The sequence below is a fragment of the Streptomyces longhuiensis genome (assembly GCF_020616555.1).
Taxonomy (GTDB): Bacteria; Actinomycetota; Actinomycetes; order Streptomycetales; family Streptomycetaceae; genus Streptomyces; species Streptomyces longhuiensis.
In genome coordinates this window covers 1,943,689-1,960,207 of sequence record NZ_CP085173.1, presented here as the reverse complement: position 1 = coordinate 1,960,207, position 16,519 = coordinate 1,943,689, and the positions used below count along the sequence as shown (strand labels likewise).

Annotated in this window: 9 protein-coding genes; 4 read left to right on the top strand and 5 right to left on the bottom strand. The window is 70.4% G+C overall.

The window, feature by feature from the left end:
• Window positions 1-28 precede the first annotated feature (28 nt).
• Window positions 29-2,542 (bottom strand): DEAD/DEAH box helicase, encoded by a 2,514-nt coding sequence (locus tag LGI35_RS09245; protein WP_227293414.1) that lies wholly within the window; start codon window positions 2,540-2,542, stop codon window positions 29-31.
• 157 nt (window positions 2,543-2,699) lie between these two features.
• Here LGI35_RS09245 and LGI35_RS09240 point away from each other — a divergent pair, with 157 nt between their 5' ends.
• Complete coding sequence (locus LGI35_RS09240; RefSeq protein WP_227293413.1) at window positions 2,700-3,494, top strand: metal-dependent hydrolase; 795 nt, start codon at window positions 2,700-2,702, stop codon at window positions 3,492-3,494.
• A 32-nt stretch (window positions 3,495-3,526) separates the two neighbouring features.
• On the opposite strand, the gene LGI35_RS09235 is transcribed toward LGI35_RS09240, so the two are convergent.
• Both LGI35_RS09235 and LGI35_RS09230 read right to left on the bottom strand, forming a co-directional pair.
• Window positions 3,527-5,317, bottom strand: coding sequence for an ABC transporter ATP-binding protein (locus LGI35_RS09235; protein WP_227293412.1), 1,791 nt, complete (start codon window positions 5,315-5,317; stop codon window positions 3,527-3,529).
• Window positions 5,314-7,311: an ABC transporter transmembrane domain-containing protein gene (locus LGI35_RS09230; RefSeq protein ID WP_227293411.1), complete on the bottom strand. Its 1,998-nt coding sequence runs from the start codon at window positions 7,309-7,311 to the stop codon at window positions 5,314-5,316. The genes LGI35_RS09235 and LGI35_RS09230 overlap by 4 nt, the downstream gene beginning before the upstream one ends.
• A gap of 187 nt (window positions 7,312-7,498) precedes the next feature.
• Between LGI35_RS09230 and LGI35_RS09225 the strand changes: the two genes are divergently transcribed.
• From LGI35_RS09225 to LGI35_RS09215, 3 genes are all read left to right on the top strand, one after another.
• On the top strand, window positions 7,499-8,245 hold the full coding sequence (locus LGI35_RS09225; protein ID WP_227300253.1) for a L,D-transpeptidase family protein: 747 nt from the start codon (window positions 7,499-7,501) through the stop codon (window positions 8,243-8,245).
• Window positions 8,246-8,363: 118 nt separating this feature from the next.
• Window positions 8,364-10,019 carry a peptide-N4-asparagine amidase gene (locus tag LGI35_RS09220; RefSeq protein ID WP_227293410.1) on the top strand — a complete coding sequence of 552 codons (1,656 nt, stop codon included), beginning with the start codon at window positions 8,364-8,366 and terminating at the stop codon, window positions 10,017-10,019.
• Window positions 10,020-10,206: 187 nt separating this feature from the next.
• On the top strand, window positions 10,207-11,592 hold the full coding sequence (locus LGI35_RS09215) for a cation:dicarboxylate symporter family transporter (RefSeq protein WP_227293409.1): 1,386 nt from the start codon (window positions 10,207-10,209) through the stop codon (window positions 11,590-11,592).
• 52 nt (window positions 11,593-11,644) lie between these two features.
• Here the strand turns inward: LGI35_RS09215 and LGI35_RS09210 are convergent, their stop codons facing one another.
• Both LGI35_RS09210 and LGI35_RS09205 read right to left on the bottom strand, forming a co-directional pair.
• Window positions 11,645-13,135, bottom strand: coding sequence for a Gfo/Idh/MocA family protein (locus LGI35_RS09210; protein WP_227293408.1), 1,491 nt, complete (start codon window positions 13,133-13,135; stop codon window positions 11,645-11,647).
• A 462-nt stretch (window positions 13,136-13,597) separates the two neighbouring features.
• Window positions 13,598-16,516 carry an FAD-binding and (Fe-S)-binding domain-containing protein gene (locus tag LGI35_RS09205; RefSeq protein ID WP_227293407.1) on the bottom strand — a complete coding sequence of 973 codons (2,919 nt, stop codon included), beginning with the start codon at window positions 16,514-16,516 and terminating at the stop codon, window positions 13,598-13,600.
• Window positions 16,517-16,519: the final 3 nt, after the last annotated feature.

The following is a 16,519-nucleotide window of genomic DNA, read 5'->3' as shown; positions in this document are numbered from 1 at the left end:
CGTCCGGGGTGCGCGACCGGGTCAGGTCCTACAGCTGGCCGACATCCGTGACGCGGATGACCGCACGGCCCTCCGCGTCGGACGCCTCGAGGTCGACCTCGGCGCTGATGCCCCAGTCGTGATCGCCGTTCGGATCGGCGAACGTCTGGCGCACCCGCCACAGGCCGTGCGCGGCGTCCTCCTCGATCCGCAGCAGCTTCGGCCCGCGGGCGTCGGGACCGGTGCCGAGATCTTCGTACTCGTCCCAGTACGTGTCCATGGCCTCGCCCCAGGCGTCCGCGTCCCAGCCCGCGTCGGCGTCCAGCTCGCCCAGCTCGTCGACGTTGTCGAGGGCGGCCAGCTCGACCCGGCGGAACATGGCATTGCGGACGAGCACACGGAACGCGCGCGCGTTCGCCGTGACCGGCTTGACCTGGTCGGCCTTCTCCTGGGCCTCCTCGGCCGTCATGACCTCGGGGTTGGCGAGCTGCTCCCACTCGTCGAGGAGGCTGGAGTCGACCTGGCGGACCATCTCGCCCAGCCAGGCGATCAGGTCCTCGAGGTCCTCGGACTTGAGGTCGTCGGGGACCGTGTGCTCAAGCGTCTTGTACGCGCCGGCGAGGTAACGCAGCACGATGCCCTCGGTGCGGGCGAGCTCGTAGAAGGACACGAACTCCGTGAAGGTCATGGCCCGTTCGTACATGTCACGGATCACGGACTTCGGCGACAGCGGGTGGTCGCCCACCCACGGGTGGCTCCTGCGGTACACGTCGTACGCGTGGTAGAGCAGCTCGTCCAGGGGCTTCGGATACGTGACCTCCTGGAGCCGCTCCATGCGGTCCTCGTACTCGACGCCGTCGGACTTCATCGCCGCGACGGCCTCACCGCGCGCCTTGTTCTGCTGGGCGGCGAGGATCTGCCGCGGGTCGTCGAGCGTCGACTCCACGACGGACACCATGTCGAGCGCGTACGACGGCGAGTCCTTGTCGAGCAGGTCGAAGGAGGCGAGGGCGAACGTCGACAGCGGCTGGTTGAGCGCGAAGTCCTGCTGGAGATCGACCGTCAGACGCACGATCCGGCCGGTGGGGTCGGGCTCGTCGAGCTTCTCCACGATGCCGCCGTCGAGGAGCGAGCGGTAGATGGCGATCGCGCGGCGGATGTGCCGCAGTTGCTGCTTGCGCGGCTCGTGGTTGTCCTCGAGGAGGTGGCGCATGGCGTCGAAGGCGTTGCCGGGGCGGGCGATGACCGCGAGCAGCATCATGTGCGTCACCCGGAAGCGGGACGTCAGCGGCTCCGGGGCCGAACCGATCAGCTTCTCGAAGGTGTTCTCGGTCCAGCCGACGAAACCCTCGGGCGCCTTCTTGCGGACCACCTTGCGGCGCTTCTTCGGGTCGTCCCCCGCCTTCGAGAGCGCCTTCTCGTTCTCGATGACGTGCTCGGGCGCCTGCGCCACGACGAGGCCCGCCGTGTCGAACCCGGCCCGCCCCGCCCGGCCCGCGATCTGGTGGAACTCCCGCGCGCGCAGCGTCCGCACCCGCGTCCCGTCGTACTTCGTCAGAGCGGTGAACAGGACGGTACGGATGGGGACGTTCACGCCCACGCCCAGCGTGTCCGTACCGCAGATGACCTTCAGGAGGCCGGCCTGCGCGAGCTTCTCCACCAGGCGCCGGTACTTGGGCAGCATGCCCGCGTGGTGCACGCCGATCCCGTGCCGCACGTAGCGCGACAGATTGCGGCCGAACTTGGTGGTGAAGCGGAAGTTGCCGATCAGGTCGGCGATCTTCTCCTTCTCCTCGCGCGTGCACATGTTGATGCTCATGAGTGCCTGCGCGCGCTCGACGGCCTGCGCCTGCGTGAAGTGCACGATGTAGACCGGGGCCTGCCGGGTGTCGAGCAGCTCGGTGAGCGTCTCCGTGAGCGGCGTGAGCCGGTACTCGTAGGAGAGGGGAACCGGACGCGTCGCGGAGCTGACCACGGACGTGGGGCGCCCGGTGCGCCGCGTCAGATCCTTCTCGAACATGGCGACGTCGCCGAGCGTCGCCGACATGAGGATGAACTGCGCCTGGGGGAGTTCGAGCAGGGGAATCTGCCAGGCCCAGCCGCGGTCGCCCTCGGCGTAGAAGTGGAACTCGTCCATCACGACCTGGCCGATGTCGGCCCGCGCCCCGTCGCGCAGCGCGATGGACGCGAGGATCTCGGCGGTGCAGCAGATCACGGGGGCGTCGGCGTTGACCGACGCGTCACCCGTGAGCATGCCGACGTTCTCCGTGCCGAAGAGCTTGCACAGCTCGAAGAACTTCTCGGAGACCAGCGCCTTGATCGGTGCCGTGTAGAAGGTGACCTCGTCCCGGGCGAGCGCCGCGAAGTGCGCACCGGCGGCGATCATGCTCTTGCCGGACCCGGTGGGCGTCGAGACGATCACGTTCGCCCCCGACACCACCTCGATCAGCGCCTCCTCCTGGTGGGGGTAGAGGGTGATCCCGCGCTCCTCGGCCCACGACTCGAAAGCCTCGTAGAGGGCGTCGGGGTCGGCGGTCTGCGGCAGCTGATCGATAAGGGTCACGCCCCCATCTTGCCTGCCTTGCGACCCGATCCGGCAATCGGTTGCCCGTACGAAGATCACGAAAGGTACGCTGTGGCGCCGACGGAGCGTCAGGACGCGGTGGCCCCGATGGGGACAACTCGGCACCTGCATAAGTGGAATGGGGCGGAACGCAGCCATGATGGGACCGGCACACTCGCTGTCAGGAGCAGCGGCCTGGCTGGGGGTGGGCGCGGCCGCGGCCGCCGCCGGGCACCCCATGCCCTGGCCCGTCGTGCTCGTCGGGGCACTGATCTGCGCGGGTGCGGCCCTCGCCCCCGACCTGGACCACAAGGCGGCCACCATCTCGCGGGCCTTCGGCCCCGTCTCGCGCGGCCTGTGCGAGATCGTCGACAAGCTGTCGTACGCGGTCTACAAGGCGACCCGTATGAAGGGCGACCCGCGCCGTTCCGGCGGACACCGCACCCTCACGCACACCTGGCTGTGGGCGGTCCTCATCGGAGCCGGCGCCTCGGCCGCGGCGGTCTTCGGCGGGCGCTGGGCGGTCCTCGCCCTCCTCTTCGTCCACATGGTGCTCGCCATCGAGGGCCTGCTGTGGCGGGCGGCACGCGGCTCCAGCAGCGACGTCCTGGTGTGGCTGCTCGCCGGGACCAGCGCCTGGATACTCGCCGGAATCCTCGACAAGCCGGGCAACGGGTCGGACTGGCTGTTCACACAGCCCGGCCAGGAGTACCTGTGGCTGGGCCTGCCGATCGTCCTGGGCGCCCTGGTCCACGACATCGGGGACGCGCTCACGGTCTCCGGCTGTCCGGTCCTGTGGCCCATCCCCATCGGCCGCAAGCGCTGGTACCCGATCGGCCCGCCCAAGGTGATGCGCTTCCGAGCGGGCAGCTGGGTCGAGCTCAAGGTGCTCATGCCGGTGTTCATGCTGCTCGGCGGAGTGGGGTGCGCGGCCGCGCTCAACGTCATCTGAGCCGCCGCACACCCCCTGCCCGGCCCGGGCGATCACCCGTGCCAGGACCGCCACAGCGCCGCGTACGCACCGTCGGCCGCGACCAGCTGGTCGTGGCTGCCGAGCTCCCTGATCCGCCCCTCCTCGACCACGGCGATCACATCCGCGTCGTGCGCGGTGTGCAGCCGGTGGGCGATCGCGACGACCGTGCGGCCGTCCAGGACCCTGCCGAGCGAACGCTCCAGGTTCCTGGCCGCCCGAGGATCGAGCAGCGAGGTCGCCTCGTCCAGGACCAGGGTGTGCGGATCGGCGAGGACCAGGCGCGCCAGGGCGATCTGCTGCGCCTGCGCCGGGGTCAGCGCCACCGCACCCGACCCGACCTCGGTGTCGAGGCCCCCCGTGAGCGCCCGCGCCCAGCCGTCCGCGTCGACCGCGCCGAGAGCCGCCCACAGCTCGGCGTCCTCGGCCCCGGTGCGCGCGAGCCGCAGATTGTCGCGCAGGGAACCGACGAAGACGTGGTGCTCCTGGTTGACCAGCGCCACATGCGAGCGCACGCGCTCGGCGGGCATCCGGGAGAGCTCGGCGCCCCCCAGCGTGACCTGTCCGGTGCGCGGCGCGTAGATACCGGCGAGCAGCCGGCCGAGCGTGGACTTGCCCGCCCCGGACGGCCCGACCAGCGCGAGCCGCGTCCCGGGCCGCACGTCGAGGGACACCTGGCGCAGCACGTCGACGCCCGCCCGGTACCCGAAGTGGACGTCGTCGGCCTGCACGTGCCGGCCGTCCGGCGTCACCGAGGCGTCGCCCGCCTCCGGCTCGATGTCCCTGACCCCCACGAGCCGGGCCAGCGACACCTGGGCGACCTGGAGCTCGTCGTACCAGCGCAGGATCAGGCCCAGCGGGTCGACCAGCATCTGGGCGATCAGCGCGCCCGTGGTCAGCTGCCCGACGCCGATCCAGCCCTGGAGCGCGAAGACGCCGCCGATCAGGAGCACCGAGCACAGCACCGTCACATGGGTGGCGTTGATGACCGGGAAGAACACCGACCGCAGATAGAGCGTGTAGCGCTCCCACGCCGTCCACTCCTTGACGCGCCGGTCGGACATGGCCACGCGGCGATCGCCGAGCCGGTGGGCCTCGATGGTGCGCCCGGCGTCGACGGTCTCCGCGAGGGCCGCGGCCACCGCGGCGTAGCCGGCGGCCTCCGAGCGGTAGGCGGACGGGGCCCGCTTGAAGTACCAGCGGCAGCCGACGACGAGCAGCGGTACCGCAACGAGGACCGCCGGTGCCAGTGGCGGCGCGGTCACCGCGAGACCGCCGAGGAGCAGCCCCACCCACACGACCCCGATGGACAGCTGGGGAACGGCCTCGCGCATCGCGTTGGCGAGCCGGTCGATGTCGGTGGTGATACGGGAAAGGAGGTCACCGGTACCGGCCCGTTCGAGCACGCCGGGCGGCAGGCCGACCGCTCGCACGAGGAAGTCCTCGCGCAGGTCCGCCAGCATCCGCTCGCCGAGCATCGCGCCCCGCAGCCGCACCTGCCGCACGAACACGGCCTGGACGACGAGCGCGACGACGAACACGGCGATGGTGCTGCCCAGATGCTCCACGCGCAGCCGGTCCTTGCCGTCGGAGACGTCCTGGACCAGGGCGCCGAGCAGGTAGGGGCCGACCATCGACGCCACGACGGCGATCGTGTTCACGCCGATGAGCAGCAGGAAAGCGCGGCGGTGCCGCTGATACAGCTCGCGGACGTAGGACCGGACGGTCGCCGGGGCGCCGACGGGCAGGGTGTTCGCCGTGGTCGGGGCCGCCGGGTCGTAGGCCGGTGGCGCCAGGCCGATCATGCCGTCTCCTCGATCTCGGTGAGTTCTTCGATGCCGGCGTCGTCGATGCCCGGCTCGTTGCGCAGAGTGGTGCCGGTGTTCCGGGACAGGTCCGCCGACGCCACCTCCTCGTCGGTCTCGCGGGTCACGACGGCCCGGTACCGGGGATCGGTGAGGATCAGCTCCCGGTGCTCGCCGACCGCGGCGACCGTGCCCTCGTGGACCAGGACGACCCGGTGCGCACGGTCGAGCAGCAGCGGTGACGAGGTGAGTACGACGGTCGTGCGCCCGCTGCGCAGCGCCCGTAGGCCCTCGGCGATCCTGGCCTCGGTGTGGGAGTCGACGGCGGACGTCGGCTCGTCGAGGACCAGCGCCTCCGGGTCGGTGACCAGGGACCGCGCAAGAGCGAGCCGCTGCCGCTGGCCTCCGGAGAGGGAACGGCCGCGCTCGGTGATCCGCGCGTTCATCGGGTCGTCGTCGAGGGACGCCTGCGAGAGCGCGTCCAGCACGTCGGCGCACTGTGCCGCGGCCAGTGCCTCCTCGGGACGCACGGATCCCGAGGACGGGACGTCCAGCAGTTCGGCGAGGGTGCCCGACAGCAGCACCGGGTCCTTGTCCTGGACGAGGACGGCGGTGCGGGCCGTGTCGAGGGGCAGCTCGTCGAGCGGCACCCCGCCGAGCAGCACGGAAGGCAGCGCGGTGAAGGGCGTTGTCGGCTCGTCAGGGTCGCTTCCGGAGCGGGAGCGGGAGCTGGAGCCGGAATCCGAATCCGAGCCGGACCCTGACCCGGAACCCGAACCCGAACCCGAACCCGACCCCGAAGCGGAACCCGCCTCCGAACCGATCCCGGTGTCCGCCTCCGTGGGGTGCCCCCCGAGTCGGTCCGCGAGCCGGCCCGCGAGGTCAGGGTCGCCGCACACCACGGCGGTGAGCCGGCCCGCGGGGGCCAGCAGCCCCGTCACCGGGTCGTACAGGTCACCGGCCGGTGCCTCGGCGGCGCGGAGTCCGCCCGGTTCCGTGACCCGTTCGAGGGAGAGGACGCGCGCCGCGCGTTGGGCCGAGGGGCGCGAGAAGGAGTACGCCATGGCGATCTCCTCGAAGTGCCGCAACGGGTAGTTGAGGATCATCACGGCGCTGTACACGGTGACGAGTTCACCGACGGTGATCCGGCCCTGGCGGGCCAGTTCGATCCCGTACCAGACGACCGCGATCAGCAGCAGGCCAGGCAGCAGCACCTGGACCGCGGAGATCAGGGACCACATGCGCGCGCTGCGCACGGCGGCCGTACGGACCTCCTGCGAGGCGCGGCGGTAGCGGTCGAGGAACAGTTCCTCGCCGCCGATGCCGCGCAGGACACGCAGTCCCGCAACGGTGTCCGAGGCGAGTTCCGTGGCGCGGCCCGCCTTCTCGCGCTGATGGTCGGCGCGGCGGGTGGCGCGGGGGAGGAGCGGCAGGACGGCGAGCGCGAGGACCGGCATGCCGACGGCGACGACGATGCCCAGCGCCGGCTGGTAGAAGACCAGCCCGACGCAGACCACGACGACGGTGAGCGCGGCGGCGGCGAAACGCGACAGCGCCTCGACGAACCAGCCGATCTTCTCGACGTCGCCCGTGGAGACGGCGACGACCTCACCGGCGGCGACCCGCCGGGTCAGCGCGGCGCCCAAGGCCGCCGTCCTGCGGGCGAGGAGCTGCTGGACCCGGGCCGCCGCGGTGATCCAGTTGGTGACCGCCGTCCGGTGCAGCATCGTGTCGCCGAGGGCCAGCGCGGCGCCGAGAAGCAGGATGAGCCCGCCCGCGAGGGCGAGCCGTGGGCCTGAGCCGTCGACCACGGCCTGCACGGCGAAGCCGACACCGTAGGGAAGGGAGGCGACGGACAGGAAGTGCAGGAGTCCCCAGCAGAGGGACTTGAACTGGCCGCCGAGCTGGTTCCGGCCCAGCCAGAGCAGGAAGCGGGGGCCGGAGCGGGCATCCGGCAGGCCCGGGTCGGGATACGGAAGATCGTGGATCTGCATGGCGTCCCAGGGCTTGGAAGGGGAGTGCGAAGTCGGGGGTACGGACGGAACAAACCGTGCAAGGTTCGCGGGATTCAGGCACCGGAGGCAAACGGTTTTCCGCCGTGGGGCAAAGTTTCGGCCCGTGTTCGACGCCGGGGGCAGGGCCGGTCGGGGGCACGTGGTGCGTGGTGCGACCATGGACCGCATGCGTAACGCGGGTGCGGTTCGAACGGCGGTCGCTGCGGCGGCCTGCAGCGTCCTTCTCATGACCCTGTCCGCCTGCGGCGGTTCGAGTGGGGGCGACGGGACCGGGCGCAAGGCCGACTCGGGCTCGGCCGACACGCGGCAGGAGGACCGCCTGGCCGTCGACCTCAAGCGCATTCCCGACGTCGGGAACCAGCTCCAGTCGAAGATCCCCCAGGACGCGCGACAGGTCGTCGCGGTCTACGGCGACGGCAAGAACTCCGGTGACTCGACCGTCGTGCTCTACACGAAGTCCGGTTCCACCTGGGACAAGACGCGCAGCTGGCCCGCCCACAACGGCAAGAAGGGCTGGACCGCCGACCACCGCGAGGGCGACAAGCGAAGCCCCATAGGAGTGTTCACCCTCACCGACGCGGGCGGTGTACTCGCCGACCCGGGCGCGAAACTGCCGTACACGCAGGCCGCGTCGTTCCAGGCCCCGCACTACTGGGCCAAGTCGCACTGGCACGACTTCGACTACGTCATCGCCATCGACTACAACCGCGTGAAGGGCACCGCGCCGAACGACCCGACCCGGCCCCAGGGGCAGACCAAGGGCGGCAGCATCTGGCTCCACATGGACCACGGCAGCGGCACATCGGCGTGCGTGAGCCTGTCCAAGTCCGGCATGGAGTACCTGCTGCGCACCATCGACCCCAAGCAGCACCCGGTCGTGGTGATGGGCGACAAGGCGTCACTGAAGAGCTGAAGGGCTGAAGGGCTGAAGGGGTGAAGGGTTGAAGGGCGAGGAGTTGAAGAGCTGACGCGCTGCCCGGCATGGGCACGGGCTGTTGCGGGGGCCGCGTCCGCCCCGTACAACACCCCTCATGAGAAGACGCGTCATGTCCATGCTGGCCGCGGTGACCCTCGCGGCCGCTGCCCTCGCCGGCCAGGCCGCCACCGCCTCCGCCGAAGCCCGTCCCGCCGAGGCGTCCGCCGCCGGCCATCCCGCCGTACCCCAACCCGTCGACCCACCAGCAGAGTTCGGCACCGACTGGCACGACCCGATCACCGCCACGCCACCGGTGGCCAAGCCCGCCACCAAGTCCTGCCGCGTGACGCTCGCCGAGACCGAGTTCCGTGACTTCACGCCCTACAAGGGCAGTTACACCCCGCCCAAGGGCTGCGGCGACCGGTGGAGCAAGGTCGTCCTGCGTCTCGAAGGCAAGGTCAAGGGGCGGCAGTTCGACCGTCTCGGCTATCTGCACGTCGGCGGCGTCGAAGTCCTGCGCACCTCCACCCCCGAGCCCTCGCCCGACGGCATCGCCTGGAATGTGGAAAAGGACGTCACCCGCTACAGCGACACCCTGCGGGCCGACCAGCCGGTCGAGATGCTCATAGGCAACGTTGTCGACGACACGTACACCGGCGTCATCGAGGTCAAGGCCACTCTCACCTTCTACGCCGCCGAGCCGCACGCGAAGCGTCGGCCCGCCACGGACACCCCCGACCGCGTACTCACCCTCGACCAGGGCACACTCACCGCCCCGCGCAACAGCGAGCGCATCGTCGCCGAGGTGTACGCCACCGGATCCGGCGGCGGCTGCGAGGAGTTCTGGTACCTGGCGGTACCGAACGAGGTCCCGTACTCGTGCAAGGCGGACGGCGGCCCGTACCGGGAGGTGCAGATCTCCGTGGACGGCCAACTCGCGGGCATCGCCTCGCCGTTCCCGAACGTCTGGACGGGAGGCTGGTCCAACCCCTTCCTCTGGTACGTGATTCCGGCCCCCGGAGCTTTCGATGTTCGGCCTCTGCAGTACGACCTGACGCCGTTCGCCGGACTCCTCGACGACGGCCGTCCGCACCAGGTCGACGTCTCCGTCGTGGGTGTCCCCAAAGGCCAGAGCGGCTGGAGCGCCCCGGTCAACGTGCTCGTCTGGCAGGACGGCGGGAGTGCGCGCGTCACCGGCGCGCTGACCGGCCACAAGGAGAGCGAGCCGGACAGCTCGACGACGTACACGCCCGGCACGGACGAGTACCGCCTCGACGCGGAGGGCGGGCACCGGCTGACGGTGTCGGGCTATGTGAACACCTCGCACGGCCGCGTCGCCACCACCGTCACCCGCGATCTCACCAGCACGTCCACGCACCGCTGGACCGACGGCGAGAACAACGACGCGCTGAAGGGGACTTGGACCGATCGCCAGACCGTCGTCTCCGGCCACCACACCCTTCGTACGAACCGGACCTACACGATGGACGGCGCCACCACGCTCGACGCGGACAACCGGCTGCGGACCGTGATCGAGCTCGGCGACCGGGCGGAGACGGGACGGGCCGCGGGTGCGGGCCGCGCGGTGTGGACGGTGCTCGACGACACCTACACGGGCGACGCCTCGTACACGGCGAACGTTCCGCGTGACGAACGGCACGCTGTGGGTACCAGTCGTGAGCGATACCGTCTGACCAGCCCCAATGGCTGCTACGACCGCGAGCTGGCCACGGCACAGGGTGCGCTGACGGTGGACCGCAGGCACTGCTGAGGGGCATGGGCGCGGGCACGCCCTCCGGCCTTGGAGCAATATCCAAGATTTACGCCGATGTGACATCGGGGTCTTCTACGGAAGCCGCCACTCCGACATAGTGACGCTTCGCGGAACAGATATTGGAATCCAGTTTCCGCATAGCAGAATCCGCACAAGTCACTGACGTTGCTCCGGAGGAATGCCCGTGCCGCAGTCCGTACCGTCCCTGCCGCGACGCGCCGCACGCGTACTACGTACCTCATTGTTCGCGCAGGTCGCCTGCGCACTCGTGATCGGAGTCGTCGTCGGACGGCTGTGGCCCCACGCGGGCACAGCCGTCCAACCGCTCGGCGACGGCTTCGTACGTCTCATCAAGGCGATGATCGCGCCCCTTGTCTTCTGCGTGGTCGTCGCCGGAATCACCAAAGCCGGAGACCTCAAGGCCTTCGGCCGCATCGGGCTCAAGGCGCTCCTCTGGTTCGAGGTGGCGACGACCGTCGCCCTCGTCGTCGGACTGCTCGCCGGAAACCTGGCGGGCCCCGGCGTCGGAATGAACGTCGACCCGTCCAAGCTGGACGCGTCCGCCGTGGAGGACAAGACCGGAGGCGGCTCGCTCCCGTCGACCGGCGACTTCATCCTGCACTCGCTCCCCGACAGCGCCGTCGGCGCCTTCGCCGAGAACTCGCTGCTCCAAGTGCTCGTCCTCGCCTGCCTCGTGGGCGCCGCGCTGCTGCATCTCGGCAACACCAAGGTCCCCGCGATCCTGCCCGCCATCGAACAGGGCCAGGAAGTGGTCTTCGCCGTCGTCGGCTTCATCATGAAGCTGGCCCCGCTCGCCGTGTTCGGCGCGACGGCGCACCTGGTGGGGGAGTACGGACTCGGCGCACTGTCGACGTACGGCAAGCTCATCGGCGTCTGTTACGCCGTCGCCGTGATCTTCCTCGTGCTCCTCGGCCTCGCCATGAAGGCGGTCACCGGACTGAGCCTGTGGAAGTTCGTCCGCTACACGCGGGAGGAACTGCTCCTCGCCCTCGGCACCGCCTCCAGTGAGACGGTCATGCCGCGCATGATGCAGAAGCTGCGCCATGCCGGCTGCCGCGACGACGCCGTGGGCCTGGTCCTGCCGACGGGGTACTCGTTCAACCTCGACGGAGCGTCGATCTATCTCTCCATCGGTACGTTGTTCATCGCGCAGGCCGTCGGCGTGGACCTCTCGCTCGGCCAGCAGATCACCGTGGTGATCGTTCTGATGCTCACCAGCAAGGGCATGGCGGGGGTGCCCGGATCGGCCTTCCTCGCCCTGTCGGCCACCGCGTCCGCACTCGGGGTCATCCCGGCGGGTGCCGTCGCCCTGCTGCTCGGCGTCGACCGCATCATGGACGCCATGCGCGTCTCCACGAACCTGCTCGGCAACTGCGTGGCCGTCTTCGCGGTCTCCCGCTGGGAGGGCGCGCTCGACACGGCCAAGGCCAAGAAGGTGCTGGGCGGCGAGCTCCCGTTCGTACCGGAGGAGGACCGCGACGAGCCGGTCGAGTCGCCGGAGCTCGCGAAGCTCCAGACCTCCAAGCCTGCTGCGGAGACAGCGGGTTGAGCCCGAGCGTGGCCCGGCACACACGCGTGCGTGCGTGCCGGGCCCCGCGCCGTCAGGCCCCCGCGGGCTTCTCGGAATCCACCCCCGGCCGCGCCTTCTTCCACATCCCGCGCGTGAAGTCGGGGATCGCCTGAGGCGCACCCTTCGCCTTGATGGACAGGTGGCTCAGCGGCACCGGAGACGTCCACGTAGCGGCGTCGTACACGTCGAAGTCCGGTACCAGGCCGACCCGCAGACACTGCATCAGACGGAACACCATGATGTAGTCCATGCCGCCGTGGCCGCCCGGCGGGTTGGAGTGCTCCTTCCACAGCCAGTGGTCGAAGTCGGTGTACTTGGAGAAGTCACCCCAGGAGTCGTTCGTGTGGTCCGGCTCTATATAGATCCGCTCCGGGTAGTCCTCGAACACACCCTTCGTGCCGCCGAGGCTGTTGATCCGAGAGTAGGGGTGGGGCGTGGACACATCGTGTTCGAGCCGGATGACGCGCCCCTTCGCCGTCTGGACCAGGCTGATGGTGCGGTCGGACTCGATGTACGTCTCCTTCCAGCTCGGGTCGCCCTTCGGCATGTGGGCCTCGCGGTACTGGGCGAGGCCCAGCGAGGGCGTGCCGAAGCTGGAGATGTGCGTGACGCGGTCACCGCGGTTGATGTCCATGTAGTTGGCGACCGGACCGAAGCCGTGGTTGGGGTACAGATCGCCGCGCAGCCTCGTGTGCCACAGCCGCCGCCACGGACCCTCGTAGTAATCGGGGTCGAACATCAGGCCGCGCAGGTCGTGGTTGTAGGCGCCCGCTCCGTGCAGCAGGTCGCCGAACTTGCCGGCGTGCGCCATCCGCAGGACCCGCATCTCGTTCCTGCCGTAACAGCAGTTCTCCAGCTGCATGCAGTGTCTGCGGGTGCGCTCGGAGAGATCGACCAACTCCCAGAGCTGGTCGAGCTGGAGGGCGATCGGACACTCCACACCGACGTGCTTGCCGTTCAGCATCGCCGTCTTCGCCATCTCGAAGTGCCAGTCCCAGGGCGTCGCCGCGTACACGAAGTCGATGTCGCCCCGCTTGCACAGGTTCTCGAAGTCGTGATCGCCCTTGGTGTACGTCGCCGGGGCGGGCTGCCCCGCTGCCGTCACCTTGGCCGCCGCACTCGCGGTCTTGTCCTTCACCGGGTCGCAGAGCGCGACCACTTGGACCCCCGGCATCGCCAGGAACAGATCGATCATGCTGCCGCCGCGGTTGCCGAGCCCGATGATGCCGACCCGCACGGTGGAACGCCCCTCGAAGGGCACGCCGACCATGGTCTCGCCCTTCCGGGCCGGAGGCTCGGCGGCCGTCGCCCCGGCCTGCCCGGCACCGCCGCGCCCGGCCTCGGCCGATCCGTCGGCGGCCTGCGCCGTGCCACCGGTGAACGCGCCGAGCCCGAGCCCCGCCCCGGCGATGCCGGCCGTCCGCAGGACGGACCTGCGGGACTGCCCGGCGGTGTCGTCTTCGGGATGGTGGGGGTGCTCGTGGCTCGCGTCGGGTGCCGGTGTCGCGTTGTCGTCGTGCATCGGACCTCCATCGATGGGTGGGTGCGCTGCAAGCGCTAGCCACCCTGGAGAAGCCGACACCGGGGCGCAAGGGACAGAAGTGGTCCGGGAGTTGGACTTTCTTTACGGACTCTTTGGGACTCATGGGTAGCGGGGGAGTCGTCCGCGCGCTCGCCGATACGGCGCATCCCGCATGGCGGCAGACTTCACTGCCGTCTCATTCGGGGATCCCGACTGCCTCGTTCGCCGCCGCGCAGCGTGCCGAGGTCGCCACCCACGGGCGGCGACCCGGTCCACGAACGTGGCCCTGAACCCCGGATCCACGCCCCCGCGGGCGGATGGCCGGAATGTGGCACTAGGCAGCTGGGGCCTGAAGCTCGGTACCCACACCCCTCCAGGCGGACGGTCGGAATGGGGCGATCGGCCTTGAAACTCGGCATCCACGCCCCGGGGGCGGACGACGCGAACCCTTCGCGACAGACCCTAGGGACGCGTCGCGCGCTCCAGCTCCACGATCACGGAGTAATAGCTGCGGCCCGTCGCGTGATCCATGCCCACCTCGCACATCCGGTTCGCCGACAGATGCGCGTCGAAGCCACGGGCGGTCACCTCGGCCGCCTCCTTGCGGGTGGCCGACTCGGTGAGTTCCTTGTGGAGCATGCCCCGGTCGCCCGCGAAGGCACAGCATCCCGCGTCGTCCGGGACGACGACCTCGTCGGCGCAAGCCTCGGCGACGGCCCGCAACTGCGCCACATCGCCCAGGTGTTCCATGGAACACGTCGGATGAAGGACCGCCGAACCGACCGTCCGGTGCACCGTCAGATGCGGCAGCAGCTCGTCCGCCGCCCACACGATCGAGTCGACGATCTTGAGCTCCTTGTGCAACTCTCTGTTGTCGTCCGTCAGATAGGGGACGACCTCATGGGCGATGCCGAGCGTGCACGACGAGGCGTCGACGACGAGCGGCAGTCTGCCGCCGGCGGTCCAGCCCCAGGCCGCCTCGACGATCCGGTTCGCCATGACGGTGTTGCCCTCGTCGTAGCCCTTCGAGTGCCAGATCGTGGCGCAGCACGTTCCCGCGACATCGTCCGGAATCCAGACCGGCCGCCCCGCGCGCGCGGAGACGGCGACCATGGCCTGCGCGAGCGACACGTCCCCAGGGGTGCCGAAGATGCGGTTGACGCAGGCCGGGTAGTAGACCGCGGCGGCCCCCACGCGCGCGGTGCGCGGCAGCTTCCGGGCGGCGGCAGCGGGGATCTCCGGCAGCCACTCCGGTACGAGGTCGGGGCGGACGGCCTTGCGGGCGGCCTGGGTCACGGAGGTCAGGAGCCGGTCGCCGATCTTGCCGGCGGCCGCCACGGCGAGCCGCGCCGACGCCTCCACGGCCTTGAAGTTCTTCGCCGTGAACGCGGCCACCTTCTCCTCGCGCGGGGAGTGCCGCGCGTGCCGGAAATCCTTCATGAAGGCGCCCGTGTCGATGCCGACCGGGCACGCCAGCTTGCAGGTCGAGTCGCCCGCGCACGTGTCCACCGCGTCGTACCCGTACGCCTCGACGAGCGCATCCTCGACCGGCGAACCGGACGGCTGGCGCATCATCTCGCGGCGCAGCACGATCCGTTGGCGGGGCGTGGTCGTCAGGTCCTCGCTGGGACACGTGGGTTCACAGAAGCCGCACTCGATGCACGGGTCGGCGATCAGCTCCACCTTGGGGATCGTCTTGAGGCCGCGCAGATGGGCCTTGGGGTCGCGGTCGAGGACGATACGCGGCGCGAGGACGCCGTCCGGGTCGATGACCTGCTTGGTGCGCCACATCAACTCCGTGGCCTTCGCGCCCCATTCGAGCTCCAGGAACGGCGCGATGTTGCGCCCCGTGGCGTGCTCGGCCTTGAGAGAACCGTCGAAGCGCTCGACGGTGAGGCGGCAGAACTCGTCCATGAACGCCGCGTACCGCTCGACGTCCTCGGGCCTGCCCGCGTCGAAGGCGAGCAGGAAGTGCAGATTGCCGTGCGCCGCGTGACCGGCGACGGCGGCGTCGAACCCGTGCCGCGTCTGGAGTTCGAGGAGCGCCTCGCACGCCTCGGCCAGGCGCGACGGCGGCACCGCGAAGTCCTCGGTGATCAGCGTCGTCCCGGAGGGGCGTGATCCGCCGACCGCCGTCACGAACGCCTTGCGGGCCTTCCAATAGCCGCCGATCGTCTTCGCGTCCCGCGTGAACGCGTTGGTCACCGAGGCCACGGGTGCCACCAGTTCGAGCCCGTCCAGCACCTCGGCGGCCGCCGCCTCGTAACGCTCCTGGGCGGGCTCGTCCGGCGCGCGGAACTCCACCAGGAGCGCCGTCGTCGACTTGGGCAGGCGCGCCCAGTCGGCGGGCACCCCCTCCACGCGCACAGAGGCCCGCAGCGTATTGCCGTCCATCACCTCGACGGCGATCGCGCCCGCCTCGTTGAACAGCGGGACCGCCGCTGCCGCCGCGGGCAGCGAGGGGAAGAACAGCAGCGCCGTGGACACCTTCCGGTCGAGGGGCAGCGTGTCGAAGACGACCTCGGAGATGAAGCCGAACGTCCCCTCGGACCCCACCATGAGGCCGCGCAGGATCTCCACCGGGGTGTCGCCGTCCAGGAACGCGTCCAGGCGGTAGCCGTTGGTGTTCTTGATCTCGTACTTGGCGCGGATACGGGCGACCAGCTCCGCGTCGGCCTCGATCTCGCCCTTGATCTCCAACAGGCCCACGCACAGCGCCGGTTCCGCGTGCTCGAGCAGCGCGTCCGCGTCGGGGTCGGCCGTGTCCACCACGGTGCCCGAGGGCAGGACGAAGGTGAGCGAGGCGACCGTCCGGTACGAGTTCCTGGTGGTGCCCGCCGTCATGCCCGAGGCGTTGTTCGCGACGACCCCGCCGATGGTGCAGGCGATCGCGCTGGCCGGGTCCGGGCCGAGCACGCGCCCGTGCCGCGCGAGCGTCATGTTGGCGCGCACGACCGTCGTGCCCGGGCCGATCCTGGCCCGCTCGCCGTCACCGACGACCTCGATGCCCGCCCAGTGCTTGCGGACGTCCACGAGGATGTCCTCGCCCTGCGCCTGCCCGTTCAGCGACGTGCCCGCCGCGCGGAAGACCACCTCGCGGCCTCTGCCGTGCGCGTACGACAGGACGGCCGACACATCGTCGATGCCCTCGGCGACGACCACGACCTGCGGCACGAAACGGTAGGGACTCGCGTCCGACGCGTACCGCACGAGGTCCGAGATGTGCGTGAGGACCTTGTCCGCCCCCAGGAGCCCGGACAGCTCGGAGCGCAGCGGCTCCGGGGTCCCGTCGGCCTGCGCGTCCGGCACCCGGTCGGGCGCCGGGCCTCCCGGGTGCGGTCCCGGGCGCAGCGCTTGCGGCTTCGGCTCCAGCAGGGGCATGCC

Coding starts and splice junctions, on each gene's coding strand:
- LGI35_RS09205 (WP_227293407.1), bottom strand. CDS start 16,516: ATGCCCCTGCTGGAGCCGAAGCCGCAAGCGCTGCGCCCGGGACCGCAC.
- LGI35_RS09235 (WP_227293412.1), bottom strand. CDS start 5,317: ATGATCGGCCTGGCGCCACCGGCCTACGACCCGGCGGCCCCGACCACG.
- LGI35_RS09210 (WP_227293408.1), bottom strand. CDS start 13,135: ATGCACGACGACAACGCGACACCGGCACCCGACGCGAGCCACGAGCAC.
- LGI35_RS09230 (WP_227293411.1), bottom strand. CDS start 7,311: ATGCAGATCCACGATCTTCCGTATCCCGACCCGGGCCTGCCGGATGCC.
- LGI35_RS09225 (WP_227300253.1), top strand. CDS start 7,499: ATGCGTAACGCGGGTGCGGTTCGAACGGCGGTCGCTGCGGCGGCCTGC.
- LGI35_RS09220 (WP_227293410.1), top strand. CDS start 8,364: ATGAGAAGACGCGTCATGTCCATGCTGGCCGCGGTGACCCTCGCGGCC.
- LGI35_RS09240 (WP_227293413.1), top strand. CDS start 2,700: ATGATGGGACCGGCACACTCGCTGTCAGGAGCAGCGGCCTGGCTGGGG.